Genomic DNA, 24,918 nt, shown 5'->3' with positions numbered 1-24,918 from the left:
GATCCGCCCCACCGAGGAGGGGCCCTTCGGCCCAGGTGCTCCGATCGTCTGCCCGCCGGCCTTCCTCGGCTCCTCGGCGGATTCCCCCACCGGTGCCCCCGGTCACGGTGCCCTCGGCCACGGCTCCCCCGGTCACGGCTCCCCCGGGCACGCACCCCGACCATGGCACCCCGGCCATGGCACCCCGGCCATGGCACCCCGGTCGTCCGCCCCAGCAGGGCGGACCCCGCACCGGGCCCGGGGCAGGGCGTGCCAGACTAACCGGAGATCCGATCGCGAGGGAAGGACCGACAGTGGCAGGAAGCGAGCCGGTAACCGCGCCAGATCAGCACAGGCCCGGGCACCGCAAGGCCGGGCGGATCGGCGCGGTGCTCTCCGCGTTGGCGCTGCTGGCGATGCTGTGCGGCAACCACGAGGGCAAGGTCGAGGACATCTGGCTGGTCGGCCTGGCCGTGCTGTTGCTGGCGATCGTCGTCGGCGACGCCGTGCTGCGCCGCAGCGGGCTGCGCTCCTGACGCACCGCCCCACAGACGTGCGAAGGCCCGCCCCGGTTCGGGGCGGGCCTTCGTCAGCTCGGCCCTCGGCGGGGACACCGCACAGCTAACCCGACCCGGGCCACCGGGCGGGCCGGCGGCACCCGGCACCGGGGTGGCGGCCACCGGCCAGCGGGGCCAGCGGCAACCGGGGTAGCAGCCAGCCGCCACTGGGCCAGCGGCAGCCGGGGTAGCAGCCAGCAGCCACTGGGCCAGCGGGGTCAGCGGCCGAAGAGGATGTCCTGTACGTCCTTGAGGGCGGCGTCGACCTCGGCCTCGAAGTAGCCGCCGGGCACCAGCCCGAAGCGCAGCGTGTCCAGGTCCTTCGGATTCACCGGCATCTGGTTGCGGCCCTGCATCCCACCGAGCAGGCTCTCGAAGAACCGGTCCACCTGGTCCGGGTCGTACCCGCTGCCGAAGCGGCGCACCTGGAAGCTGCGGCGGATCTGGTCGACCCGGTGGAGGTCGCTGCCGGGCGGGCCGGCCAGCGGCGGGCCCACCATCGGCGGACCGGCCAGCGGCGGCGGGCCACCCATCGGCGGGCCACCTATCGGCTGCTGCGGCATCGGCGACGGCCCCGCCGGGCCACGGCCACGCATGTCCCGCTCAGGCATGCGATCCCGCTCAGGCATGCGATCCCGCTCGGGCATCCGGTCGCGCTCCAGCATCCGGTCCCGCTCGGGCATCCGGATCTCGGCAGTCATGTCGGCACGACCGTGTCGGCCCGCCTCGAACCCGTCGAAACGCTGGTCGTCGGGGGGGCCGTAGCCACCCGGGCCGGCCGGCAGGGAGCGCGGCGGCGGGCCACCGTGCCCCATCGGCCCACCCGGACCAGGGCCCATCGGCCCGCCAGGCCCCGGCCCCAACTGCCCGCCGGGGCCTGGTCCCAACTGCCCGCGTGGTGCGTCGTACCCGCCGCGCGGCGCGTCGTACCCGCCGGCGAAGGCACCGGTCGGCTCGTCGTAGCGGTTGCCGTAACGGTCCGGCGGACCGGGCTGGGCCGGCATGGCGCGGGGCGGCATCGGCTGCGGTGCCGCCGACAGGCCCCGGTGGTCGTCACGCATCGGCGGGGCGAGTCGGTCCGCGCCGCGCGGGTCGGCACCCCGGCTGCTCGGAGCGGCGCGCTCCTCCAGTTCGGCCAACTGTCGCTCGACCCGGTCCAGGTGCAGGTCGACCTGCCACTCGTCGTAACCGTTGAAGCGGACCCGGAAGACCACGTCGTGGACCTCCTGGGAGGCCACGGGAGCGCCGACCGGCTGACCGGCGAGGGTCGCCTCCACCCGGTCCAGGAAGGCGTCGACCTCGTCGACCTTGTAGCCCCGGCGGAGCGCCTTACGCCGGAAACGCTGACCCTGACTCGCCACTATGTCTCCTGGTCTCGTACCGCTACGCCCGGTCACGCCCGCGCGGCGCTTCGATGTCACTGTCAACCGCGGCAGCCAACTGCCCGCACGCGCCGTCGATCTCGCGCCCCCGGGTGTCACGCACCGTGGTGGAGACGCCGGACTCACGCAATCGTCGGACGAACTCCCGCTCCACCGGCTTGGTGCTGGCGTCCCAGCGGCTGCCCGGTGTCGGATTGAGCGGGATGAGGTTGACGTGCGCCGACCTGCCGGCCAGCAGGCGTCCGAGCAGATCGGCCCGCCACGGCTGATCGTTCACATCCTTGATCATCGCGTACTCGATCGACACGCGGCGCCCCGTCGTCGCCGCGTAGTCCCACGCTGCGTCCAGCACCTCGGCTACCTTCCAGCGCTGGTTGACCGGCACGAGTTCGTCGCGCAGATCATCATCGGGCGCGTGCAGTGACAACGCAAGGGTCACCGAGAGGTCTTCGCTGGCCAGTCGGCGGATGGCCGGCACCAGGCCGACCGTGGAGACGGTGATGTGACGCTGTGACAGCCCCAGCCCCTCCGGGGCTGGCGCGACCAGCCGCCGGATCGCCGCGACGACCCGGGAGTAGTTGGCCAACGGTTCGCCCATGCCCATGAACACGACGTGGGACAACCGCGGTGGCGACCCGGCCACCACCCCCGAGGCGGCGACCCCGGCGAGGTAGACCGCCTGGTCAACGATCTCGGCGGTGGAGAGGTTGCGGGTCAGTCCGGCCTGGCCGGTGGCGCAGAACGGGCAGGCCATGCCGCAACCCGCCTGGCTGGAGATACAGACGGTGACCCGGTCCGGGTAGCCCATCAGCACGCTCTCCACCAGCGAACCGTCGTGCAACCGCCACAGCGCCTTGCGGGTGGCGCCGTCGTCGCAGGCCAGCTCGCGAACGGGAGTGAGCAGCGGGGGCAGCAGCGCACCGGCCAGTCGTTCCCGGGTGGCCGCCGGCAGATCGGTCATCTCGGCCGGGTCACGGACCAACCGGCCGAAGTAGTGGTGGGAGACCTGCTTGGCCCGGAAGGCCGGCTCGCCCAGCTCGGTGACGAGCGCCTGCCGACCCGGCAGATCCAGGTCGGCGAGGTGCCGGGGCGGCATCGCCGGGCGGCGGCCGGGGGCGTCAGGGTCAACGGGGATCACAGGCAGGCTCGTCATGGCTGGTCCAGTCTGTCACGCCACTCGCCGAACCCGCCCGTCCGGAGGTGCCGAATCGACCCCCACCGAGCGGACCACGCGGGCGGCGCGGCGTGATTCATCCCTCAGCCCACCACCGGTACGAGGACCGCCAGCAACAGATAGGCGGTGGGGACGGCGAACAGGATCGAGTCCAGCCGGTCCATCAGGCCGCCGTGCCCGGGTAGCAGGTTGCTCATGTCCTTCACGCCGAGATCCCTCTTGATCATCGACTCGGCGAGGTCACCCAGCACCGCCGTGCCGGAGATCGCCACCCCGAACAACGCGCCCCACCAGGGCGCCACGTCGAAGAGCAGCCAGAGCAGCAAGGCGCTGCCGAGGGCTGCGGCGGTGACCGAGCCGGCGAATCCCTCCCAGGACTTCTTCGGGCTGATCCGGGGGGCCATCGGGTGCTTGCCGAAGGACACCCCGGCGGCGTACCCGCCGGTGTCGGAGAGCACCACGCCGACCACGGTGACCAGCACCCGCAGGTGGCCGTCGCCCGGGGCCGCCGCGAGCATCGCCGCGAAGCCACCCAGGAACGGCACGTAGACCGCGATCAGGGTGGCGGCGGTGATGTCGCGTTGGAATCCGGCCGGGCCGTCACCCAGCCGCCAGACCATCGTGCCCAGCACGGTGACCAGCAGACCCAGGCTGAGCGCGTCCGGCCCGGCGAACCAGGCCAACCCGACGGTGAGCACGCCACCGGCGAGCAGCGGCACCAGCGGCGGGTGGGCACCACTGCGCCGGACCGCGCGGGTCATCTCCCAGATGCCCACGCCGATCGCGCCGGCCAGCACGGCCAGGAACCCAGGGAGGAAGAAGAAGAGCGGCACCAGGACCAGCGCGCCGAGCCCGAGCCCGACCCCGATGGCGGCCGGTAGGTCACGGCCGGCCCGACCGGTCGTTGGCAGGTGGGTGGCTGGCCGGCTGGCGCTGGCCCGCCGCCGACCCCGGACCCGCCGGCCGGCCGGCGGCACCGCCTCCGGACCGGTGTCGGTCGACGGAAGAGGCGACCGCGACCCGTCGTCGTCGACCACCGGGGCGAACTGCGACGTCGGCAGGTCGTCGTCCCGCACCGGCGTCAGGTGCGTGGTCGGGGCGTCGTCGTCCCGTACCGGGGCCAACTGCGAGGTCGGGGCGTCGTCGGGGAGCGGCCGGACCCGATCGGCGATCGGGCGGTCACGGCCGAACCGGTCGCCGGTCGGCGCGTCGTACGGCCCGGCGTCCGGCGCGTCGTGGCGACGTACGGGCGGACGCGGCGGGGCCTGCGGCCCGGCGGACAGGTCGGGGCTGGACTGCCGGGGGGACCACGGCTCGACCTCCCGTTCCGGCCAGGGCAGCGCCGGGGGACGATCGGACCGGTCCCAGCCGCGAGGCTCGGTGCCGCCGTAGGGGTTGAGGTGGGACATCACGCACCGAACGACGGTACGAGTTCCACCACATGACGCAAGACCACAACCATCCCCTACCCGCGTGACTACTCCGGTTGACCGGCCCGATGGCCGACCGATCCCCAGCGTTCACCGCGCGGTCGCCGGGAGTCGTGCCGAGCCTACTGCACCCACCGGCCGGGCACGGCGGACGTCGGCGCGGCAGGCCGCCACCGGCCCGTCCCGCCCGGCCCACCGGCCCGGTCTACCGGTTCCGTCCGCTCGACGACGACGGCATCGGCGCTGCACCGCCGGACGGCGGTGACACGCCGGCGCCGTGACAGCCGAGGTCAGACTTCGAGCAGCTCCGACTCCTTGTGCTTGAGCAGCTCGTCGATGGTGGCGACGTAGCGCTGGGTCAGGTCGTCGAGCTCCTTCTCGGCGCGGCGGCCGTCGTCCTCGCCGACCTCACCGTCCTTGACCATGCGGTCCAGCTCTTCCTTGCCCTTGCGGCGGATGTTGCGGACCGCCACCTTGGCCTCCTCGCCCTTGTGCCGAGCCACCTTGATCATCTCGCGGCGGCGTTCCTCGGTCATCTGCGGGAGCAGGATGCGGAGCTGGTTGCCCTCGTTGTTCGGGTTCACCCCGAGGTCGGAATCGCGGATCGCCTTCTCCATGGCGTTGATCTGCGAGTTGTCGTACGGCTTGATGATGACCATGCGCGGCTCCGGCACCCCGATGGAGGCCATCTGGGGCAGCGGGGTGGGCGTGCCGTAGTAGTCGATGATGACCTTGGAGAACATGGCGGCGTTGGCGCGACCGGTGCGGATGGCGCCGAACTCCTCCTTGGCGTGCTCGACCGCACGCTCCATCTTCTCCTCGGCCTCGAGGAGGGTGTCGTCGATCACCGGTCTCCTCGCCTCCTTCTGTTGCTCGTCGTGGGCTGAAGCTGCTGCTCTGGTACGAGGGAACGCCGCGGTGGCCGGCGGGACCGTTCAGGCGGTGATCAGCGTACCGATCTTGTCGCCGCCGACGGCGCGGATGATCGTGTCCTCACCCTGGGCGCCGAAGACCAGCATCGGCAGCCCGTTCTCCATGCAGAGGCTGAACGCCGCGGCATCGGCCACCCGCAGGTTGCGTTGCAGCACCTCGGAGAAGGTGATCGAGTCGAACTTGCTGGCGGCCGGGTCGATCCGCGGATCGGCACTGTAGACGCCGTCCACGCCGTTCTTGCTCATCAGCACCACGTCGGCACGGATCTCCAGCGCCCGCTGGGCGGCCACCGTGTCGGTGGAGAAATACGGCATCCCGGCACCGGCTCCGAAGATCACCACGCGCCCCTTCTCCAGGTGCCGGATCGCCCGCAGCGGAATGTACGGCTCGGCGACCTGGGCCATCGTGATCGCGCTCTGCACGCGCGTCTCGATGCCCTCCTTCTCCAGGAAGTCCTGCAGCGCCAGGCAGTTCATCACGGTGCCCAGCATGCCCATGTAGTCGGCGCGGGCCCGGTCCATGCCGCGCTTCTGCAACTCCGCGCCGCGGAAGAAGTTGCCGCCGCCGACCACCACGGAGACCTGCACGCCACGGCGTACCACGGTGGCGATCTGCCGGGCGATGGCCTGCACGACGTCGGGGTCGACCCCGATCGCCCCGCCGCCGAAGACCTCACCGGAGAGCTTCAGCACCACCCGGCGGGCGCGGCCGGCCGGCGGCGCCGTCGGGTCGTCCGCCTCCAGGCTCCGGTCGTTCACAACCTGCGTCATCCGCCCCGTCCCTCCCGCGTGCACGTCGACCGCGCCGCGTCACCGCGTAACTGCCCGTTGCCGACCCTATGTGACGAGGAGGCCGCGGTGCCTGTCACGTACACCGGCGGCCTCCTCGTCGACGTTGCGCGCCCGCCCGGACGCCCCACGCGCCCGGTCCGCGGCGGCTCAGGCCTGGCCGACCTCGAACCGGACGAAGCGGGTCACCTCGATGCCGGCCTCGGCCAGCACCTGCTTGACGGTCTTCTTGTTGTCGGAGACCGACGCCTGCTCGATCAGGACGTAGTCCTTGAAGAAGGCGTTCACCCGGCCCTCGACGATCTTCGGCAGGGCCGCCTCGGGCTTGTTCTCCTCGCGGGCGGTCTGCTCGGCGATCCGCCGCTCGGACTCGACGACCTCGGCCGGCACCTCGTCCCGGGTGACGTACTTCGGTCGCATCGCGGCGATCTGCATGGCGGTACCCCGGGCGTCGGCGTCCCCGGCCTCGTCGGTCTTGCCGCTGTACTCCACCAGTACGCCGACGGCCGGCGGCAGGTCCTGGCTCTTGCGGTGCAGGTAGACCGCGACGGTGCCGTCGAGCTTGGCGAAGCGGTTGAGCACCAGCTTCTCGCCGATCTTGGCGGACTGCTCCTGGATCAGGTCGGCGACGGTCTTGCCGTCCAGCTCGGTGGCGAGCAGCTCCTCGGCGGTGCCGACGCCGCTGCGCTCGCCGTGCTCGACCAACTGCTGGGCCAGGGCGATGAACGCATCGTTCTTGGCCACGAAGTCGGTCTCACAGTTGAGTTCCAGCAGCGCCTTGCCGGAGTGCGCGACGAGGCCGTTGGCGGCGGTCCGGCCGGCCCGCTTGCCGACGTCCTTGGCACCCTTGACGCGCAGGATCTCGACGGCCTTGTCGAAGTCGCCCTCAGCCTCGGTGAGCGCCTTCTTGCAGTCCATCATGCCGGCGCCGGTGAGGTCGCGGAGCTTCTTGACGTCCGCGGCGGTGAAGTTGGACATGACTCTCTCTTCGATGTTGAGACTGCGGTGGGTGGTCTGAGATGCCGGTTACCCGGTACGGGGCCGGATGTGCCCGGCAGTGACCGCCGGCCCCGCCGTCCGAACGAACGGACGGCGGGGACGCGGCGGTGCGGTCACTCGGCGGCGGCGGTCGCCGGCTGCTCGACCGGCTGCTGCTCGGCGGCGGGCTGCTGCTCGGCAACCGGCTGCTCGGCCGGCTGCTCGGCGGCGGCCGGCTGCTCGGCGGCGGCCGGCTGCTCGGCGGCCTTCTTCGGCTCGAGCAACTCGCGCTCCCACTCGGTCAGCGGCTCGTCGCTGCCGACCTGACCCTCCGGCTTCTCGTCGCCACCACGGCGCCGGCCGGAACGGGCGATCAGACCATCGGCGACGGCGGCGGCCACGACCCGGGTCAGCAGCTCGGCGGAACGGATCGCGTCGTCGTTGCCCGGGATCGGGAAGTCGACCTCGTCCGGGTCGCAGTTGGTGTCCAGCACCGCGATCACCGGGATGCCCAGCTTGCGGGCCTCGTCGACGGCGATGTGCTCCTTCTTGGTGTCGACGATCCACACCGCGGCCGGGAGCTTCTGCATGTCCCGCAGGCCACCAAGGGTCTTGGTGAGCTTGGTCTTCTCGCGGAACAGCTGCAGGGTCTCCTTCTTGGTGTAGCCGGCGGCGGTGCCGGTCAGGTCGCCCAGCGCCTCCAGCTCCTTCATCCGCTGGAGCCGCTTGTACACCGTCTGGAAGTTGGTCAGCATGCCACCGAGCCAGCGGTGGTTGACGTACGGCTGACCGACCCGGGTCGCCTGCTCGGAGATGGCCTCCTGAGCCTGCTTCTTGGTGCCGACGAACAGGATGCTGCCACCCTCGGCCACCGTGTTGCGCACGAAGTCGTACGCCTTCTCGATGTAGTCGAGGGTCTGGCGCAGGTCGATGATGTAGATGCCGTTGCGCTCGGTCATGATGAAGCGCTTCATCTTCGGGTTCCAGCGCCGGGTCTGGTGCCCGAAGTGGACACCGCTCTCCAGCAGCTGACGCATGGTCACGACGGCCATGGTGGGGTACTCCTCAAGATCCCTGGTTGTCACGCCCGGCCGGTGGCCGGGCATCCTGGCGCCTGGTCGCCGGCCATGGTGGGCCCGAAGGAGATCGGGACCAGGGAGGCCGTCGCCCCACGACGAAACGTGGAGAGGGCACGCGAGGTCGACCGCACAAGGCGGTCGCCAAGTGACCAGTGTACGCCCCCACCCCGCCACCCGGCCCCGGGGTACACATCCGTCATCCTCCCGCTCCGGGAAGGGGTGAGCGGGCCCGTGGGTGGATGTGGGCGGGGCGGGGTGGGGGTGTCAGCGGGCGGCGAGGGCGGCGGCGACGAAGAGGACCAGCCCCACGGTGAGGTAGGCGGTCGGCGGGCGCAGCCAGCCCCGGCCGCCGTCGGCCATCGCCAAACCCCCGGTACGCAGCCCGTACAGGCCACTGGCGAAGATCGGCAACCCGGCCACCAGGAAGGTGCCCACCACGACGTGCGACGCCGAGACCGGGTCACCGTTGAGGCCGTGCAGCAGCACCCGCAGCGCCGGGGCCTCGAAGACCAGAACCAACAGCCCCAGCAGCACCGCCAGCGCCGGCCGCCGGGTGCGGTAGACGCCGTCGGAGGCAGGTCCACCCGTCCGGTACGTCCCGTCTAGGCCGGCCGCACCGTCCAGGCGGGGCGCGACCGGGGCCATCGGACCGGTCGGCACCTCCAACGGGGAGGGCTCGGCCGGTCGGCTCGGTTCGATGATCGGGTAACCGCCCAGCGCCGCCGGCCGCCCCGACTCGACGCGCTCGGACCCACCCCCCGTCAGCGGGCCGACACCACTGACGCCCAGTACGCCGGAGTCGGCGGTGAACCGACCGGTGCCACCGTCGTTCCCGCCGAGCCGACCGGTCCCCGTACCGCTCAACCGGCCGGTCCCGGTGTCGGTCAGTCGACCCGTACCGGTGTCACCGAGACCCCGACCCGAACCGGTATCGGACAACCGGCCCGTACCGGTGTCACCGAGACCCCGGCCCGTACCCGTGTCGGACAACCGACCCGTACCGGTGTCACCGATGCCCCGGCCCGTACCCGTGTCGTCGAGGCCCCGGCTGGCTGCGCCGCCGAGCGGACCCACGCCGCTGTCACCGAGCGAACCGAGGTCGCTGACCCCGGACTCCCGGGCGGCACGCCGGCCCACGCGGTCGGTGGGTAGCTCACCGGAGATGTCCGGGTCGTCCCGGCGGGAGCGGGTCGGTCGGTAACCGGAGGTGTCGCCCCCGCCGTCACCCAACGGGTCGGCTGCGGCGAAGCGCCCCGAGTCGTAGCGGTCCGCGTCCGCGTACCGGCCCTCCTCGGCAGCCCGCTGGTCGGGGGTGCGCAACTCGTCGTCGCGCCGGCGCACCCCGCTCGCCGTCCGCCAGTCCGAGTCGTCGTATGTGCGTTCCCGGCCGGCCGGGTACCAGCGTGACTCCTGATCTTCGGGGTAGCTCCGTCGTGCGTCCACGTCCGGCACCGTATGCGACCGACCCGCCGGACGCCATTCGCAGGTCGGACCGGCCGGCATGGCCGTCAGGACACCTGGCTCGGGCCAGCTCAGCAGGCCCGCCGGTGCGGGTCACGTCGACGAGCCACATCGGCTTGCCGACGTTTGTCGCCGACGGACGCCGAAGCCGAAGCGGGAGCCGAAACCAACGGATACCGGAGCCGATCGACGCGGAAGCCGACGGACGCAGGAGCCGGCCGGTCCGAAGCCGATCGACGGCAGGAGCCGATCGGGCGGATCGAGGACGGCATCGGCGGCAACCCTCCCGAGCAGGAGTTCGCCGGATGCCCGTAGCACGCCGAGGCCTTGATCGTCCGGCCGTCCACAGGGCGTCCCGTCGTCCACAGGCGGGGCGGCGGGTATCGCACTCGCCCGTGTCTCACCCGCAGCCTGGCGGGCATGACGAAGCGGAACCAGGCGGTCGGCGCGTACGGCGAACGGTGCGCGGTACGGCACCTGATCGGGGCCGGGCTGCGCCCGGTGGCCCGCAACTGGCGCTGCCGGGAGGGTGAGATCGACGTCATCGCCTGGGACGGCCCGGTCCTCGCCTTCTGTGAGGTGAAGACCCGGCGGGGTGACGCCTACGGCAGCCCTGCCGAGGCGATCGTGCCGGCCAAGGCCCGGCGGTTGCGCGGGCTCGCCGTCCGCTGGCTGGCCGAGACCGGGACCAGCGCCGACGAGGTGCGCTTCGACGTCCTGTCGGTCCGGCTGCCACTGGCTGGACCGGCTCGGGTCGAGCACCTCAAGGGGGCCTTCTGATGGTCGACGACCCCACCGGCCGCGCATCGGGCCGGGCCAGACTGCGTCCTGCCCGGTGCTCGCCTGAGGTTTTCCGCCGCGCCGCCGGACGACTCCGGGCGGAGGTGCTGCGGTGAGCTACGCCAAGGTGCTCGGGGTCGGACTGGTCGGGGTCACCGGCCATCTGGTCGAGGTCGAGGCGGACCTCTCCCCCGGCCTGCCGGCGGTGGTCATCTCGGGTCTGCCGGACACCGCGCTGCACGAGGCGCGGGACCGGGTCCGCGCGGCCGTGGTCAACTCCGGGCAGCGCTGGCCCAACCGCCGGATCACCCTCAATTTGCTCCCCGCCACGCTTCCCAAGTACGGCTCGGCGTTCGACCTGGCCATCGCGGTCGCCCTGCTCGGCGCCGCCGGTGAGCTGCCGCTGCTACCCGTGGAGGGGGTGGTGGTGCTGGGCGAGTTGGGGCTCGACGGCACGGTCCGGCCGGTCCGGGGCGTCCTGCCGATGGTCGCCGCCGCCGTCCGGGCCGGCCTGGACCGGGTGGTCGTGCCGGTGGGAAACGCGGCCGAGGCGGCGGTGATCCCCGGTGTCCGGGTCCGCGCCGTCGACACCCTGCACCGGCTGGTCGCCTTCGTCCGGGACGGGACTCCCCCGTTGGAGCCACCACCTCCCGCCCCCGCCGAGGCGCTGTCCGGGCCGGATCTCGCCGACGTCGCCGGGCAGGGGCTGGGCCGACGGGCGCTGGAGGTGGCGGCGGCCGGCGGGCATCACCTCTCCCTGGTGGGGCCGCCCGGTGCCGGTAAGACGATGCTCGCCGAACGGTTGCCGTCGATCCTGCCGGAGCTGGACGACGCCGCCGCACTGGAGGTCACCGCGCTGCACTCGATCGCCGGCACCCTGCCGCCGGACGGGCGGCTGCTACGCCGGCCGCCGTTCCAGGCCCCCCATCACTCGGCCACCGTGCCGTCGTTGGTCGGTGGCGGCTCGGGGCTGGCCCGGCCGGGCGCGGTGTCGCTGGCCCACCGGGGGGTGCTCTTTCTCGACGAGGCCGCCGAGTTCAGCAAGGGCGCTCTGGAGGCGCTGCGTCAGCCGTTGGAGAGCGGCCACATCCACCTGTCCCGGGCCAGGGGCAGCACCCGATACCCGGCCCGGGTGCAGTTGGTGCTGGCCGCCAATCCCTGCCCCTGCGCCAAGCCCGGTGGCGACACGCTCTGCGAGTGCAGTCCACTGGTACGACGGCGGTACCTCGGCCGGCTCTCCGGCCCCCTGCTCGACCGGATCGACGTACAGATCAAGGTGCTGCCGGTACGGGCGGCCGAGTTGATGGGCACCGACCCGGACGGCGAGCCGTCGGCGGCGGTCGCCGCCCGGGTGGCGGTGGCCCGGCGGGCTGCCGCCGACCGGTGGGCCCCGGTCGGGCACCGGCTCAACGCGGAGGTGCCCGGCCCGCTGTTGCGCCGACCGCCGTGGCGGCTCGCCGCCCCGGTCACCGCCGAACTGCGGGGCCGGCTCGACCGGGGCTCGCTGTCGGCCCGGGGCTTCGATCGGATCATTCGGCTCGCCTGGACGATCGCCGACCTCGACGGCCGGACCAGGCCCGACCGGGAGGACGTCCGGGAGGCCACCGGACTCAGAACGGGGGAGGAAGCGTGAACGGCACCGAGGAACTGCACGCCCGGGTGGCGCTGACCTGGCTGGCCGAGCCGGGCACCCGGTCGGTGTACCGGCTGGTGGACCGGCTCGGTCCGGTCGCCACCCTGGACCTGCTGCTCGACGGCGGCGCACCCGACGACACGTTGCGGGCGGCGGTGGCGTCCCGGCTGCACGCGGGTGACCCCCGGGCGGTGGCCGCCGAGGCGGTGGCGCTCACCGACCGGCTCGGCGCACGGATCGTCTCCCCGCCCGACGAGGAGTGGCCCGCCCCGCTGGGTGACCTGGAGAGGCTCGTGCTGCCCGGGGCGAGCCGGAAGGTCGACCGGGAGACCGCCCCGCCGCTGTGCATCTGGGTACGTGGCGGGTGGCCGCTGGCCGAGGCCCTGGACCGCTCGGTCGCGGTGGTCGGCGCACGGGCCGCCACCGGGTACGGCGTGCACGTCGCCACCGAGCTCGGGTACGGCCTGGCCGACCGGGAGTGGACGGTGGTTTCCGGTGGCGCGTTCGGCATCGACGCCGCCGCCCACCGGGGCGCGTTGAACGCCGGTGGGGTGACGGTGGCGGTGCTGGCCTGCGGGGTGGACCGCCCCTACCCGATGGGCAACACCGCGCTCTTCGACCGGATCGCCGAGACCGGGCTGCTGATCAGCGAGTGGTTGCCGGGTGCCGAGCCGCTGCGTCCCCGCTTCCTGATCCGCAACCGGGTGATCGCCGCCGGGACCAGGGGCAGCGTGCTGGTCGAGGCGGCGGCGCGCAGCGGGGCGGCACAGACCATGCACCGGGCGGTGGCCCTGCGCCGGCCGGCGATGGTGGTGCCCGGCCCGGTCACCTCGGCCCTGTCCGTCGGTGCACACGAGTTGCTGCGGGACCACCGGGACGCCCGACTCGTCACCGGGCTCGCGCACGTGCTGGAAGAGGTGGGGCGGATCGGAGCCGACCTGGCGCCGCCCGCCCGGGGCGCGGACCGCCCGACGGACGTCCTCGACGACGAGGCGGCCATGCTGCGCGAGTCGATGCCCCGACGGGGCACGATCGGCGCGGACGCGCTCGCCGCCCGGGCCGGCGTGCCGGTGCGGACGGCGTTGCGCAAGCTCGCCCTGCTGGAGGAGTTGGGCCTGGTGACCCGACGCGACGACGGCTACACCCTCACCCGACCCAATCGCGATCGTGCGGCTGACACGCTCAACCCCTCGCCCGCAAGGTTGAGGACGCCTGATTGAGCAGCCTCGCTTCGGTGAGGCCGGCGAACAGCATCGACCAGCCCCATCGAAGTAGCAAGGATCTCAGGCACTGGTGTTCCGACCGGGGGAATCGTGATCTCTCCTGGCCAGGACATTACGAAGGGCTTTCCCGAAGAACCAGAGTGCGAGTAGGAGCACGGGCAGGACGATCCACGAACGCCAGCTTCGCTCGGCGAGAACGTCGGGCGTCCGAATGCCGGTGTACAGCAGCACCAGGCCCGCAACGAGCAGTCGCATCCAGGGGTGGAGAACCTGCACCATGCCCCGTTCCGTCGGTGGAATCGGCGGCCACCTCGACCGTGACAGTCCACGGCGTCCGCCACCAACGCAACGACTTCTTCCCGCCGCACCGAATCCAGTACCCGATCGTCGTTGGTTTTTCTTGATCAAGCCCTCTCCAGCCAGAGAGGTTCGCCGCCACGGAGTCCCCTGCTGGACCACCGCCTTGAGCTCGACATCAACTCCCAGGTGAGATCGGCTCCCTCAAGCCCAGAGATGCGCCGGATAGGCCGTCACCACCCGCCCACCTCTTCGTACCACGACCCGCGTCCGAGTAGGCCCACGCCCATCCGGTGCGCGCCCGATCCGGGTACCGAAGTTGTGCTCGTAGGCTCGCCGGCCGAAGCGCCTTTCAACGCTACGTCCATGTCGGACGGTCTAGTTGACCAGACCTTGAATCTGGTGCTTCGTGGTCGCCTTGAACTTGCGCCCGTTCCGGTAGAGCTTCCTGTTGATGTGGTGATCGTGGTAGCTGTCGGCGTTGGGCAACAGGCCCTGGGCCAAGGGCCCGGTCGGTCGCCTCAAAGGTCCGGACCACGTTGCCGAATCGGTCGTACTCCTGGGTGTCGAGATAGCCGCCGGGTGTGGCGGTGTCTTGACGAGTAGCGGATACACCACTATGAATCGAGCGCGGGCCATGCCATTCGTCCGTAGAGGTGAGCCGAGCGGTGTGGGGCATTGGTGGCGCTGACCTTCGGGCGCGTACGGATGCGATGATCCCTGCCGTGTCGATTCCCCGTCGTTCCGCCCTGGGTCTCGGATTCGCCGCCGCCCTCGGCCTGGCCGGATGCGCGAAGAATCCACCCGCCGGGGCGACCGGCTCCTGGGCCACCCCCGCCCCGGGCGACGGCGCGCAGGGCGGCCAGGGCGCTGCGGCGGCCAGCCGACCGGGGGCGGCAGCCCGGGGCACCGCCCCCACCGCAGCCACGAAGCCGCGCACGCTCACGGTGGCGCTCCAGCGCTACCTCCAGCCCACCACCGAGAACCCGAAGCACCCGACGTACGCCGGGGCGGTGGTCCTGGCGGTGGCCGACGGCGAGCCGACCGACCACCTGGCGGTCGGTGAGGCGCTGCGCTACAACGCGGGCCCCGTGCTGCTGCCCGCCGCGAAGCGGGTCGCCATGCACCCCGACTCGATCTTCGACCTGGCCTCGCTCACCAAGGTCTACACCGCGATCCTCACCCTGCAACAGGTGGACAGCGGTCGGATCGACCTGGACGCGCCGGTGGTGCGCTACCTTCCCGAGTTCACCGGCACCGGCAAGTCCACCGTCACCGTGGCAATGCTGCTGGCCCACACCAGCGGCCTGCCGGTCGGGGCGAAGGTGACCGGCTACTCGACGATGGCCGAGCGGTGGCGCGCGGTGCTGGCCACCCCGCTGGTCAGCGGCGCCACGCCGGGCACGGTGTTCCGTTACTCCAGCGTCGGCCTGATGGTCGCCGGCAGGATCGTCGAGAAGGTCACCGGGCTCAGCCTCGACCGGGCCCTGAAGACCAACCTGACCACCCCGCCAACCAACCCTGGTACATGGGCAAGCTCGCCCGGCCCGCCACCTTCGGACACACCGGGTTCACCGGCACCTCGTTCCTGGTCCAACCCGACCGACGCTGGGTGCTGGTCCTGCTCACCAACCGCGCGCACCCGAACTGGAGCTGGGCCGACCCGGACCCGGCCCGGGTCGCCGTGGCCAACACCTTCGCCTAGCCCGCCCGCACCCGCACCCCCGCCTGTCGACCAGCCGCGACCAGCCCGTTTCGCCACCTTCGCTGAGTCCGTCGGCCGCCCTCGCCCAGCCCGTCGGCGTCCGTGGGCCGGGCCGCCGGCATCCGGAAGCTGGGCTGTCGGCATCCGTCCAGTGGCTTCCACAAGCCGGGCCGCCGCCAGCCACAAGCCGAGGGTTCGCCAGCCCACGAGCCGGACCGGTGACATCCGCAAGCCGGGGCGTCGGCAGCCGCAAGCTGGGCCGTCGGTGTCCGTAAGCTGGGCCGGTGGCCCCGGACGACCGCTCGATCGCAGGTCGGCGACTGCCGACCCCGCGCAGGTGCTGCCGCCGGACGACCCCGACGGGGGCGGTGCGATGAGTCGACGCGGTCCGGGCACCCGGGCCATCCACCAGGCGCTGCCACCGGCGATGCGGGACGCGGTGGACGAGTTCGCCGCCCACCTCGCCCAGGTCCGCAACCGGTCCGAGCACACCGTCCGGGCGTACGCCGCCGACCTGGTCTCGCTGCTCGACCATGCCGTCCGGATGGGGTGTGCCGAGCCGGCCGACCTGGACCTGGGCATGTTGCGCAGCTGGCTGGCGAAGCAGCGGACGACCGGCGCGGCGCAGAGCTCGTCGGCACGCCGCGCCGCCGCGGCGCGTACCTTCAGCGGGTGGGCCCACCGGTCCGGCCTGCTGACGACGGATGTGGCCGCCCCGCTGGCCACCCCGAAGACCCGCCGGGACCTGCCGGTGGTGCTCCGCGCCGACCAGGCCGCCGCCCTCGTCGAAGCACCTGGCACCGGCAGACCCGCCGCCCTGGGCAACGACGGATCCTCCGCGCCGGGCACCAGTGGATTCACCACGCCGGGCAACGGCGAATCTCCCACGCCGGTCAGCAGGGGGTTCCACGCCCCGGGCAACGACGGATCCTCCACATCGGTCAGTGCGGGCGTGCCCGCGCTGTCGCCGGGGGTGAGCGCGGTGACCGAGCCGATCCTGTTGCGCGACCGGGCGTTGCTCGAACTGCTGTACGCGACCGGCGCGCGGATCAGCGAGGTGTGCGGTTTGGACAGCACGGACGTCGACCACGAACGTCGGGTGATCCGGGTCCTCGGCAAGGGCAACCGGGAGCGGACGGTCCCCTACGGGCTGCCGGCACAGCGGGCGATCGACCAATGGCTGGCGATCGGTCGATCCGAGCTGGCCGGTCCGACGTCCGAACGGGCCCTGTTCCTCGGTGCCCGAGGTGGGCGGCTCCACCCGACGATGGCCCGTCGGATCGTCGCCGGCTACGCCCGCGCCGCCGGGCTGCCCCCGACCAGCCCGCACGGGCTGCGCCACTCGGCGGCCACCCACCTGCTCGACGGCGGTGCGGACCTGCGGGCGGTACAGGAACTGCTCGGACACTCCTCCCTGGCGAGCACCCAGATCTACACCCACGTGTCGGTGGAGCGGTTACGCGCCGCCTACCGCCAGGCCCATCCCCGAGCCTGACCCGCCCAGCCACCGCGCCACCGGGCCACCGCAACGCCCAGCCACCGCACCACCACGCCACCCGACCCGCCCAGCCACCGCGCCACCGGGCCGCCCGGCCACCGCGCCCCGGGCCAGAGGGCCACCGGGGCCGCAGTGACCGGCTGCGACCGGTCCGCCGGTGATCGGGTGCCGGCTACGATCACCGGATGAGCGTCCCGCCGCCACCCGAGTCGATTCCCGGCGCTCGGCTGCTCTTCTCCCTCGACCCCTCGGTCAGCTATCTCAACCACGGGGCGTTCGGTGCGGTGCCGATCGGGGTGCAGCGGACCCAGCAGCGGCTGCGCGACGAGATGGAAGCCAACCCGCAGCGCTTCTTCGGTCAGGGGCTGATCGACCGGCTCGCCCATACCCGACGGCATCTGGCTGCCTTCCTGGGTGCCGACCCCGAGGGCACCGCCCTGGTCGGCAACACCACCACGGGGGTGGCCGTGGTCCTCCAGTCGCTCGGGCTACGCCCCGACGACGAGGTGCTCGGCACCGACCACGGGTACGGCGCGGTGAACTACTCCGTGGCCCGGGAGTGCCGTCGTACCGGTGCGACGGCACGTAGCCTGCACCTGCCGCGGTCGGCCTCCGACGCGCAGATCGTGGAGATCGTCCGGGCCGGGCTGCGCCCGGGGCGGACCCGGTTGCTGCTGGTCGACCAGCTCACCTCGGCCACCGCCCGGGTGCTGCCGGTCGCCGCGCTCGTGGCCGTGGCCCGTGAGCACGGCATTCCCGTCCTGGTGGACGCCGCGCACGTGCCCGGGATGCTGCCGGTCCAGGTCGACGCGATCGACGCCGACTTCTGGGTGGGCAACCTGCACAAGTGGGGCTTCGCTCCACGCGGCACCGCGGTCCTGGTGGTCGCCCCGCCGTGGCGGGAGCGGATCGAGCCGTTGGTGGTGTCGTGGCAGCAGGCGAGCGGCTTCCCGGGGAACGTCGAGTGGCAGGCCACCCTCGACTACACCGGTTGGCTGAGCGCCCCGGCCGGCCTGTACACGCTGCGCACCCTCGGCGTGGACCGGGTCCGCGCGCACAACGCCGCACTGGCGGCGTACGGGCAGCGGGTGGTCGGGGACGCACTCGGGGTGCCGCCGGCCGACCTGCCCGACCCGGGCGGGCCGGGGGTGGCGATGCGGATCGTGCCGTTGCCACCGGGCATCGCCGGCACCCTGGAGGGTGCGGGGGCGTTGCGCACCCGGATCGCCGACCGGCTCGCCGCCGAGGTGTCGGTGATGGCCTGGAACGGGCAGGGTTGGCTACGGCTCTGCGGCCAGGTCTACAACACCCCCGACGAGTACCAACGGTTGGCGGCCCGGCTGCCCGCGTTGCTGGCCGAGAGCTGACCGGGTGCCGTCGCTGCGCTGACCACACCGGCAGGGTGCCGACCCGTCCCGCCGGGTGACCCCGTCCGACCCCTGGCCCCACCGTTGACCGGCGTCGGAGTCGCCCTGCCCGACCAGCGGGCGGGTGAAGCCGGAGTCGCTGCGCTGGGCCGACCAGCGGGCGACGCCGGAGTCGCCGTCCCGGGCCAGCCAGCGGCCGGTGCCGAGCCCGTCACCCCGGGGGACGCCGTGTGCCGCCACCGGCAGCAGGCGGACCGCGCCGAGCCCCAGCAGGGCCAGCGGGTCGAGGTATTCCGGGCCGCGCCGCACTCCCCAGTGCAGGCAGCTCTCGGTCGGGACGGACGCCCCCGCCGTGGGGCAGCCCGGATGCCCGGCCAGCAGCACGCCCAGCGGCGCGCCGACCGCGACGACGTCGCCGGGGCGGACCTCGGGGCGGACCGGCTCGTAGGTGGTCCGCAGGCCCCCGGGGTGTCCGACGGTGATCACCGGTCGGCCGGCGACCATGCCGGCGAAGAGCACGGTGCCGGCCCCGGCGGCCCGGACGGTGGCACCGGGCGCGGCGACGAGGTCCACGCCCCGGTGGCCGGGAAGCCACGGCAACGGGGGCGGGTCGAACCGGCGTACCGGCCGGGGCGAACCGGCGAGCGGCAACCGGAACACCGGTGCCGGCTCGGCCCGGACCGGCGCGGATGGTGGCGGGGTCGCCCGCCCGGGGGCCCAGTGGGAGCCGAACACGAGCACGGCGGCCCCGAGGGCCACCGCCTGCCGCAGTCCTGTTCGCATCACCGCAGCATGTCGGGGCCGGCGGACCAACGCCACGGACCGGTTGTCCGCTGTGGATGACGGAGCCGGCTGTGGAAAACGCCCGTCCGGGCAGTCGATCTGCTACGCCGACCCGGCCCGGCGGTGGTAGGCCCTTCCCGGTGCACGCGCTGCGGTGCCGACCGCGCGTCCCGTAGCCGGGTGCGCCCGGGTCCGAGCATCGTGGACGGACCCCTGGTCGGGTCACGACCCGGTGGTGGCGGCGGAGGTGACCACGGGCGGCGGGGTGAACGGGACGCCGGCCACCCTGGACCCACCGATCGACGGCGAGTGGTCCTGGCAGCGCTGGCCGCACGAGTAGACCCAGGAACCAGGCCGGCACACACCGTGCACCCAGTCCGCCGACACGTCGCAACACACCCACCCGTAGAACCGGCGCAGCTTCACCAACAACCTGGTCCAGCGAGTCGACCGGAACATTTCGATGTTGATCAAGAGGTTTGCGTCAGCCTGAAGATCAAAGCTGACGCAAACCTCTTGATCACGGAGCCAATGAGGGGAGGGAGGGGGTAGGGGGGTGGGGGTGGGGGTTAGCTGCCGAAGCCGGAGTCGGCGGGGAGGGAGATGTCGGGCTTCTCCAGCTCCTCGACGTTGACGTCCTTGAACGTCATCACCCGGACGTTCTTGACGAAGCGGGCGGGCCGGTACATGTCCCAGACCCAGGCGTCATGCATCTCGACCTCGAAGTAGACCTCGCCGTCGGAGTTACGCACGTGCAGGTCCACCTGGTTTGCCAGGTAGAAGCGGCGTTCCGTCTCCACCACGTAGGAGAACTGACGGACAATGTCGCGGTACTCCCGGTAGAGCTGCAGCTCCATCTCGGTCTCGTACTTCTCGAGATCTTCCGCGCTCATCGCACTCCGCCTTCCATGACCACATCTTCCCCCACCGGTGCCGGAGGCCGAGGCTGCTCGCCCAACGCCACGCCGACGGTACCCCCTGGCGGGCCCGAGCGCTCCATCGGCTCGGGAGCAGGTCCGCCGAGCGGCCGGCGGGCCCGGGGCGGGGTACCCTCCCGACCGGTCACGGCCGCCACGTTGACGTAGGAAAACCGGTGCTCCACGCAGGGCCCACGCTCCCGCAGCGCCTCGGTGTGCTCGGCCGTGACGTACCCCTTGTGTTCGGCGAAACCGTAGCCGGGATGGCGTCCGTCCAGCTCCACCATGATCCGGTCCCGGGTGACCTTGGCCAGCACGCTGGCCGCCGCCACGCAGGCCGCCACCCGGTCACCCTTCCAGACCGCCAGCCCCGGCACGTCTAACCCGTCCACCCCGAATCCGTCGGTGAGCACGTACTCCGGCCGGGTGGTCAGCGAGGCCAGGGCCCGGCGCATGGCGGCCAGGTTGCACACGTGCAGCCCCCGGGCGTCCACCTCCTCGGCCGGGATGACCACCACCGCGTACGCCAGGGCACGGGCGACCACCTCGGCGTACACCCGCTCCCGGCTGGCCGGGGTGAGCAGCTTGGAATCGGCCAGTCCCTCGATCTCACCGCGCCGCCCCTCGGGGAGCACCGCGGCGGCGGCCACCAGCGGCCCGGCGCAGGCCCCCCGGCCGGCCTCGTCCGCGCCCGCGACGTGCCGGAAGCCCCGCCGTTGCAGGGCCCGCTCCAGCGCGTAGAGCCCACCGTCGCGGCGCACCACTGTGCGCGGCGGGGTCAGCACGACGCCCCCGGGGCCACAGCGGCCGGATCGGCGTCGGCCAACACCTGCGCCAGCAGGGCCGACAGGTCGGCCGGGTAGCACCGCTCGGCGGTGTCGGCCAGCTCGACCATCGACCACCAGCGGTGCCCGGTGACGCTGGCCCGCTCGATCTCGTCGAAACCGGCCGTGTCCACCTCCCAGGCGGGCACCCGGACCACGAAGAACTCCTGTTCCTGGCGGTACCACACGCCGTCGAAGGGAAACTCGATCGTCTCGGACCGGACCGGCCCGCCCAGTTCGGCCGGCGTCAGCCGCAGCCCGGTCTCCTCGGCCAGCTCACGCGCCGCCCCGGCGGCCGGTGACTCCCCCGGGGCGAGCCCGCCGCCGGGGGTGAACCAGTACCGGTGGCCCGGACGGGCCGGGTCGGTGCCCGCGAAGAGGAGCACCCGACCGGACGCGTCGACGAGCAGCACGCGGGCCGCGCGACGGGGGTGGAAGACGCTCACCGCATTAGCCTGCCAGACGGTGCCCGCGCTCGGCCACGCCCCGGTGGGTCCGAACCGGTCAGGGGTTGGGGATCCCGTCGAACGACTTCGGCACGCTCAGCCAGGTGGCCCGGTCGAACGGCCAGAAGACGGTGAAGGCCCGGCCCACCACCTCACCCTCGGGGATGGTGGCGCTGTCGATGTTGCGGCCGGACTGCTGCCAGTGCTCCAGGGAGTCGCCGGAGGCCGAGCGGTGGTCACCCATCACCCAGAGCCGTCCCGGCGGGACGGTGATGTCGAACTCCTGGTCGGCGGGCTTGTCCTGCTGCCCGTTCGCCGAGTAGATGTACGGCTCGTCGAGGGACTTGCCGTTGATCGTCAGCCGCTCCTGCGCGTCGCAGCAGACCACGTGGTCGCCACCGATGCCGATCACCCGCTTGATGAAGTCCTCACCGTCGGGGTTGCCGCTCCACTCGGTCGGCGCCTTGAACACCACCACCTCGCCACGGTGCGGTGAGCGGAAGTCGTAGACCAGTTTGTTGACCAGCACCCGATCGTCGATCTTGAGGGTGTTCTCCATGGACGGGGACGGAATGAAGAAGGTCTGCAGCACGAATGCGCGGACCAGCACCGCCACCAGGATCGCGACGCCCAGGAGGATGGGCAGTTCCTTCCAGAAGGAGCTGCGCGGCTTTTCGGTCTGCTCGTCAATCACGGGTGGAGCCTACGTCGCCGGGAGCGCGCGAGCCGTCCGGAACGCGCGACAACGGAAATCAGAGCGGTGATCGGGATGAGCAGGGCCACGTCACCCGTCGGGGTCGGCCGCACCGGCGACGGGGCGGCGGGCGCGGCGGTGGGGTCGGACAGCCGGGCAAAGGTGGCCGGCACCGGCAACGACGTCCACCGGGAGGACGGCCACACCACCATGAACGCCCGGCCGACCACGTTGTCGATCGGCACCGGCCCCTGGCAGCGGGCATCCTGCGAGACCAGCCGGTGGTCGCCCATCACGAAGATCTGACCGGGGGGTACGACCACCTCGTCGAACCGGCGGGACCGGCACTCCTTCGGGTTCGGCGGTACGTCCAACGGGGAGTCACGCACCACGTACGGTTCGTCCAGCGGGATGCCGTTGACCATGACCCGGCCCTGGTCGTCGCAGCACTTGACCCGGTCGCCGGGCACCCCGATCACCCGCTTGATGAAGTCCTTCTCGCCGGGGCGGCTCACGCCGATCAGGTCGCCGAGGGTGCGCCCGATCTTGCCGGCGGCACCGGCCGGCGGTGCGGGGCTCTCCTGGGCGACCCACTTGTCGGTGCCCCGGAAGACCACCACCTCGCCGCGCAGCGGATCCCGGACGTCGTAGACGACCTTGTTGACCAGGACCCGGTCGTCGACGAGGAGGGTGTCCTCCATCGAGCTGGACGGGATGTAGAAGGCCTGGAGCAGGAAGGTACGGATCAGCACCGCGAGACAGAAGGCCACGATCAGCAGGAGCGGCAACTCCTGCCAGAGGGGCATCTGCCGACGGGCGGGTCGGGACCGTCGACGCCACGGGTCGGCTGTGCCGTTCGAGTCAAGCACCTGCACCACGCCACTCCCCGGTCCGCAGAAACGACACCACCGCCCGGGAGCCTCGTCGAGGCCCCACGGGCGGCAGTGGACGATCGGAGCGCCGCGACGTGCGTCGCGACGCCACCTGCCGGTCTGCGCCCGTACCGATCAGCGTAGTGCGATCTGGTCGATACGACATCCGCGCAGCTCAGGCGGCGTGGCGAACGGGAAGTCAGCTGGGCTGCTTCTCCCGCTTCTCCTTGATCTTGGCCTTCTTGCCGCGCAGCTCACGCAGGTAGTAGAGCTTGGCGCGACGGACGTCACCGCGGGTCACGATCTCGATCCGGTCGATACCCGGGCCGTTGAGCGGGTACGTCCGCTCCACACCCACCCCGAAGCTGACCTTGCGGACCGAGAAGGTCTCGCGCAGACCGTCACCCTGGCGGCGGATGACGACGCCCTGGAAGATCTGGACCCGGGACCGGTTGCCCTCGACGACCCGCGCGTGCACCTTGACGGTGTCACCGGCACGGAAGTCGGGGAGGTCGGTGCGCTTCGACTGGGCGTCAAGGGCGTCCAGGAGGTTCATCGCTGCGTCCTCGTGATGCTCACGGCGCACCGTCACTCGGCGCGCGGATGGGTGATTCTGATCCCCGGGTGGTGGCCGGACGGGCCGACCCTGGTCGGGAATCCTCGCAGCCGCCCACGGGCGCGGGCGGATGCGGCAACCCCTCTACTTTGCCACATCCCCCGGGGGCAGGGGAAACCCACCCCGTTGCAGCGCGGTCACGTCCCTGCTGTCCAGCAGATCCGGGGACAACGCGGCGATCATGTCGGGACGCCGGACGGCCGTCCGGGTCAGCGCCTCGTCCCGCCGCCAGCGGGCGATCCGCCCGTGGTCGCCCGAGCGGAGCACCTCGGGCACCTCGTGCCCCCGCCAACTCGCCGGCTTGGTGTACATCGGGGCTTCCAGCAGGCCGTGGGCGTGCGACTCGTCGTCCAGCGAGCCGGCGTTGCCGAGCACTCCCGGCAGCAGCCGGGTGACCGCCTCCAGGATCACCAGCACCGCGACCTCGCCCCCGAACAGCACGTAGTCGCCGAGCGAGACCTCGGTGACCCGCAGCCGGGTCGCGGCGTGGTCGAGCACCCGCTGGTCGATGCCCTCGTACCGGCCGCAGGCGAAGAGCAGGTGCGACTCGGCGGCCAGCTCGTGCGCCATCGCCTGGGTGAACGGCGCACCGGCCGGGGAGGGCACCAGCAGCCGGGGCATGGTCAGGCCGTCCGGGGCCAGTTCGTCGGGGGCCAGCGCGTCCAGCGCCTCGCCCCACGGTTCCGGCCGCATCACCATGCCCGGCCCGCCGCCGTACGGCGTGTCGTCGACCGTGCGGTGCACGTCGTGGGTCCAGCTCCGCAGGTCGTGTACGGCCAACCGGAGCAGGCCCTGCTCCCGGGCCCGCCCGATCAGGGACAGGTCCAGCGGGGCGAAGTACTCCGGGAAGATCGACACGATGTCGACGCGCATGTGGGTGGCTTCCGGTCTAGAGGTCGAGCAGACCGGCCGGCGGATCGACGACGACGCGTCCGCCGGCGAGATCGACCTCCGGGACGATCGCCTTGACGAACGGGATCAACGCGGTACGCCCCTGCGGGCAGCGCAGGACGAGCAGGTCGGAGGCGGGCGCATGGTCGATCTTCGCCACCTCGCCCAGGTGTTCGCCCTGGGGGGTCACCACGGCGAGACCGACCAACTGGTGGTCGTGGAACTCCTCCGGGTCCTCCGGCGGGGCGACGGAGGCGCTGTCCACCCCGATCAGGGTGCCACGCAGCGCCTCGGCGGTCTCCCGGTCGAGCACCCCTTCGAAGGCGACGAGCATCCGCCCCTGGTGCCAACGCGCCGACTCGATGGTCAGCTCCCCGGGCACCTCGTACGCCACCCCGGGCCCGTCGGGCGGCTCCGAGGCGGCGGTCGCAGCCGCCCCGGCGGGCGACACCCCGGCACCGCGCGGCGGCGCGGCGCGGGGCGGGGCCCCCGGCTCGGTGCTGAGCACCGCGCCGGGGGCGAACCGCGCTTCGGGCTCGTCGGTCCGCACCTCCACGGTGACCTCACCGCGGATGCCGTGCGGCTTGCCGATCCTGCCGACGATGAGCAGC

Annotated in this window: 24 protein-coding genes and 2 pseudogenes; 8 read left to right on the top strand and 18 right to left on the bottom strand. The window is 72.5% G+C overall.

Translation table 11 applies throughout. From position 1 onward, the window contains the following. The first annotated feature begins 293 nt into the window (after positions 1–293). Complete coding sequence (locus ACIG87_RS19720) at positions 294–515, top strand: DUF2631 domain-containing protein (protein ID WP_088645513.1); 222 nt, start codon at positions 294–296, stop codon at positions 513–515. Between the two features lie 239 nt (positions 516–754). Here the strand turns inward: ACIG87_RS19720 and ACIG87_RS19715 are convergent, their stop codons facing one another. The 8 genes from ACIG87_RS19715 to ACIG87_RS19680 all read right to left on the bottom strand — a co-directional run bounded on the left by ACIG87_RS19715 (position 755) and on the right by ACIG87_RS19680 (position 9,743). Next, entirely contained in the window at positions 755–1,897 is a 1,143-nt protein-coding gene (locus ACIG87_RS19715; RefSeq protein ID WP_396852102.1) for a DivIVA domain-containing protein, read from the bottom strand. A 22-nt stretch (positions 1,898–1,919) separates the two neighbouring features. Then, positions 1,920–3,071: a 23S rRNA (adenine(2503)-C(2))-methyltransferase RlmN gene (rlmN, locus tag ACIG87_RS19710; RefSeq protein ID WP_396852101.1), complete on the bottom strand. Its 1,152-nt coding sequence runs from the start codon at positions 3,069–3,071 to the stop codon at positions 1,920–1,922. Between the two features lie 104 nt (positions 3,072–3,175). Further along, positions 3,176–4,501 carry a phosphatidate cytidylyltransferase gene (locus ACIG87_RS19705; protein WP_396852100.1) on the bottom strand — a complete coding sequence of 442 codons (1,326 nt, stop codon included), beginning with the start codon at positions 4,499–4,501 and terminating at the stop codon, positions 3,176–3,178. A gap of 311 nt (positions 4,502–4,812) precedes the next feature. Beyond that, complete coding sequence (gene frr / locus ACIG87_RS19700; RefSeq protein ID WP_396852098.1) at positions 4,813–5,370, bottom strand: ribosome recycling factor; 558 nt, start codon at positions 5,368–5,370, stop codon at positions 4,813–4,815. A gap of 87 nt (positions 5,371–5,457) precedes the next feature. After that, positions 5,458–6,225: a UMP kinase gene (gene pyrH, locus ACIG87_RS19695; protein WP_396852096.1), complete on the bottom strand. Its 768-nt coding sequence runs from the start codon at positions 6,223–6,225 to the stop codon at positions 5,458–5,460. Positions 6,226–6,393: 168 nt separating this feature from the next. After that, positions 6,394–7,221: a translation elongation factor Ts gene (tsf, locus tag ACIG87_RS19690; RefSeq protein ID WP_396852095.1), complete on the bottom strand. Its 828-nt coding sequence runs from the start codon at positions 7,219–7,221 to the stop codon at positions 6,394–6,396. A 134-nt stretch (positions 7,222–7,355) separates the two neighbouring features. After that, entirely contained in the window at positions 7,356–8,273 is a 918-nt protein-coding gene (gene rpsB / locus ACIG87_RS19685; protein ID WP_396852093.1) for a 30S ribosomal protein S2, read from the bottom strand. A 291-nt stretch (positions 8,274–8,564) separates the two neighbouring features. Beyond that, positions 8,565–9,743, bottom strand: a complete 1,179-nt coding sequence (locus tag ACIG87_RS19680; RefSeq protein WP_396852091.1) for a hypothetical protein — start codon at positions 9,741–9,743, stop codon at positions 8,565–8,567. Between the two features lie 438 nt (positions 9,744–10,181). On the opposite strand from ACIG87_RS19680, the gene ACIG87_RS19675 reads away from it, so the two are divergent. The 3 genes from ACIG87_RS19675 to ACIG87_RS19665 all read left to right on the top strand — a co-directional run bounded on the left by ACIG87_RS19675 (position 10,182) and on the right by ACIG87_RS19665 (position 13,394). Next, positions 10,182–10,541, top strand: a complete 360-nt coding sequence (locus tag ACIG87_RS19675; protein ID WP_396852089.1) for a YraN family protein — start codon at positions 10,182–10,184, stop codon at positions 10,539–10,541. Positions 10,542–10,653: 112 nt separating this feature from the next. Then, positions 10,654–12,174 (top strand): YifB family Mg chelatase-like AAA ATPase, encoded by a 1,521-nt coding sequence (locus ACIG87_RS19670; RefSeq protein ID WP_396852088.1) that lies wholly within the window; start codon positions 10,654–10,656, stop codon positions 12,172–12,174. Next, positions 12,171–13,394 carry a DNA-processing protein DprA gene (locus ACIG87_RS19665; protein ID WP_396852086.1) on the top strand — a complete coding sequence of 408 codons (1,224 nt, stop codon included), beginning with the start codon at positions 12,171–12,173 and terminating at the stop codon, positions 13,392–13,394. The genes ACIG87_RS19670 and ACIG87_RS19665 overlap by 4 nt, the downstream gene beginning before the upstream one ends. 63 nt (positions 13,395–13,457) lie before the next feature. Here the strand turns inward: ACIG87_RS19665 and ACIG87_RS19660 are convergent, their stop codons facing one another. Then, complete coding sequence (locus ACIG87_RS19660; RefSeq protein WP_396852085.1) at positions 13,458–13,676, bottom strand: hypothetical protein; 219 nt, start codon at positions 13,674–13,676, stop codon at positions 13,458–13,460. A 731-nt stretch (positions 13,677–14,407) separates the two neighbouring features. Between ACIG87_RS19660 and ACIG87_RS19655 the strand changes: the two are divergent. The 4 genes and pseudogenes from ACIG87_RS19655 to ACIG87_RS19640 all read left to right on the top strand — a co-directional run. Next, positions 14,408–15,211, top strand: a pseudogene (locus tag ACIG87_RS19655) (serine hydrolase domain-containing protein); the annotation flags it as partial. An 11-nt stretch (positions 15,212–15,222) separates the two neighbouring features. Then, on the top strand, positions 15,223–15,399 hold the full coding sequence (locus ACIG87_RS19650) for a serine hydrolase (RefSeq protein WP_396852133.1): 177 nt from the start codon (positions 15,223–15,225) through the stop codon (positions 15,397–15,399). 373 nt (positions 15,400–15,772) lie between these two features. Continuing rightward, positions 15,773–16,894 (top strand): tyrosine recombinase XerC, encoded by a 1,122-nt coding sequence (locus tag ACIG87_RS19645; protein ID WP_396852131.1) that lies wholly within the window; start codon positions 15,773–15,775, stop codon positions 16,892–16,894. Between the two features lie 188 nt (positions 16,895–17,082). Continuing rightward, positions 17,083–18,264 (top strand): aminotransferase class V-fold PLP-dependent enzyme, encoded by a 1,182-nt coding sequence (locus tag ACIG87_RS19640; RefSeq protein ID WP_396852084.1) that lies wholly within the window; start codon positions 17,083–17,085, stop codon positions 18,262–18,264. Positions 18,265–18,501: 237 nt separating this feature from the next. Here the strand turns inward: ACIG87_RS19640 and ACIG87_RS19635 are convergent. The 9 genes and pseudogenes from ACIG87_RS19635 to rimM all read right to left on the bottom strand — a co-directional run. Next, positions 18,502–19,047: pseudogene (locus tag ACIG87_RS19635) on the bottom strand (murein hydrolase activator EnvC family protein); the annotation flags it as partial. A 569-nt stretch (positions 19,048–19,616) separates the two neighbouring features. Then, positions 19,617–19,940 carry a DUF2469 domain-containing protein gene (locus ACIG87_RS19630; protein ID WP_011905215.1) on the bottom strand — a complete coding sequence of 108 codons (324 nt, stop codon included), beginning with the start codon at positions 19,938–19,940 and terminating at the stop codon, positions 19,617–19,619. Further along, a complete protein-coding gene (locus ACIG87_RS19625) occupies positions 19,937–20,749 on the bottom strand; it encodes a ribonuclease HII (protein ID WP_396852082.1) in 813 nt (270 codons plus the stop codon). Before ACIG87_RS19625 ends, ACIG87_RS19630 begins: the two co-directional genes overlap by 4 nt. After that, the gene (locus ACIG87_RS19620) at positions 20,743–21,234 is read right to left on the bottom strand and encodes an NUDIX hydrolase (protein WP_396852080.1); all 492 of its coding nucleotides are present in this window, start codon (positions 21,232–21,234) and stop codon (positions 20,743–20,745) included. Before ACIG87_RS19620 ends, ACIG87_RS19625 begins: the two co-directional genes overlap by 7 nt. Positions 21,235–21,292: 58 nt before the next feature. Next, a complete protein-coding gene (gene lepB, locus ACIG87_RS19615; protein ID WP_396852078.1) occupies positions 21,293–21,928 on the bottom strand; it encodes a signal peptidase I in 636 nt (211 codons plus the stop codon). Beyond that, positions 21,925–22,806, bottom strand: a complete 882-nt coding sequence (lepB, locus tag ACIG87_RS19610) for a signal peptidase I (RefSeq protein ID WP_396852077.1) — start codon at positions 22,804–22,806, stop codon at positions 21,925–21,927. Before lepB (ACIG87_RS19610) ends, lepB (ACIG87_RS19615) begins: the two co-directional genes overlap by 4 nt. A 193-nt stretch (positions 22,807–22,999) precedes the next feature. After that, positions 23,000–23,356, bottom strand: coding sequence for a 50S ribosomal protein L19 (gene rplS, locus ACIG87_RS19605; RefSeq protein ID WP_396852076.1), 357 nt, complete (start codon positions 23,354–23,356; stop codon positions 23,000–23,002). Between the two features lie 144 nt (positions 23,357–23,500). Beyond that, positions 23,501–24,289, bottom strand: coding sequence for a tRNA (guanosine(37)-N1)-methyltransferase TrmD (trmD, locus tag ACIG87_RS19600; RefSeq protein WP_396852075.1), 789 nt, complete (start codon positions 24,287–24,289; stop codon positions 23,501–23,503). A gap of 16 nt (positions 24,290–24,305) precedes the next feature. Beyond that, the gene (gene rimM, locus ACIG87_RS19595; protein WP_396852129.1) at positions 24,306–24,917 is read right to left on the bottom strand and encodes a ribosome maturation factor RimM; all 612 of its coding nucleotides are present in this window, start codon (positions 24,915–24,917) and stop codon (positions 24,306–24,308) included. Position 24,918: the final 1 nt, after the last annotated feature.

The organism is Micromonospora sp. NPDC051925, from assembly GCF_044548625.1.
Classification (GTDB): Bacteria; Actinomycetota; Actinomycetes; order Mycobacteriales; family Micromonosporaceae; genus Micromonospora.
The sequence above is the reverse complement of the archived record's forward strand: the minus strand, read 5'-3'. Positions and strand labels throughout refer to the sequence as shown.

Excerpts from the sequence above, each read along its gene's own strand:
- rlmN (WP_396852101.1), bottom strand. The coding sequence starts at position 3,071 with ATGACGAGCCTGCCTGTGATCCCCGTTGACCCTGACGCCCCCGGCCGC.
- ACIG87_RS19705 (WP_396852100.1), bottom strand. The coding sequence starts at position 4,501 with ATGTCCCACCTCAACCCCTACGGCGGCACCGAGCCTCGCGGCTGGGAC.
- pyrH (WP_396852096.1), bottom strand. The coding sequence starts at position 6,225 with ATGACGCAGGTTGTGAACGACCGGAGCCTGGAGGCGGACGACCCGACG.
- tsf (WP_396852095.1), bottom strand. The coding sequence starts at position 7,221 with ATGTCCAACTTCACCGCCGCGGACGTCAAGAAGCTCCGCGACCTCACC.
- rpsB (WP_396852093.1), bottom strand. The coding sequence starts at position 8,273 with ATGGCCGTCGTGACCATGCGTCAGCTGCTGGAGAGCGGTGTCCACTTC.
- ACIG87_RS19675 (WP_396852089.1), top strand. The coding sequence starts at position 10,182 with ATGACGAAGCGGAACCAGGCGGTCGGCGCGTACGGCGAACGGTGCGCG.
- ACIG87_RS19660 (WP_396852085.1), bottom strand. The coding sequence starts at position 13,676 with ATGGTGCAGGTTCTCCACCCCTGGATGCGACTGCTCGTTGCGGGCCTG.
- ACIG87_RS19650 (WP_396852133.1), top strand. The coding sequence starts at position 15,223 with ATGGGCAAGCTCGCCCGGCCCGCCACCTTCGGACACACCGGGTTCACC.
- ACIG87_RS19645 (WP_396852131.1), top strand. The coding sequence starts at position 15,773 with ATGAGTCGACGCGGTCCGGGCACCCGGGCCATCCACCAGGCGCTGCCA.
- ACIG87_RS19640 (WP_396852084.1), top strand. The coding sequence starts at position 17,083 with ATGAGCGTCCCGCCGCCACCCGAGTCGATTCCCGGCGCTCGGCTGCTC.
- ACIG87_RS19630 (WP_011905215.1), bottom strand. The coding sequence starts at position 19,940 with ATGAGCGCGGAAGATCTCGAGAAGTACGAGACCGAGATGGAGCTGCAG.
- rplS (WP_396852076.1), bottom strand. The coding sequence starts at position 23,356 with ATGAACCTCCTGGACGCCCTTGACGCCCAGTCGAAGCGCACCGACCTC.
- trmD (WP_396852075.1), bottom strand. The coding sequence starts at position 24,289 with ATGCGCGTCGACATCGTGTCGATCTTCCCGGAGTACTTCGCCCCGCTG.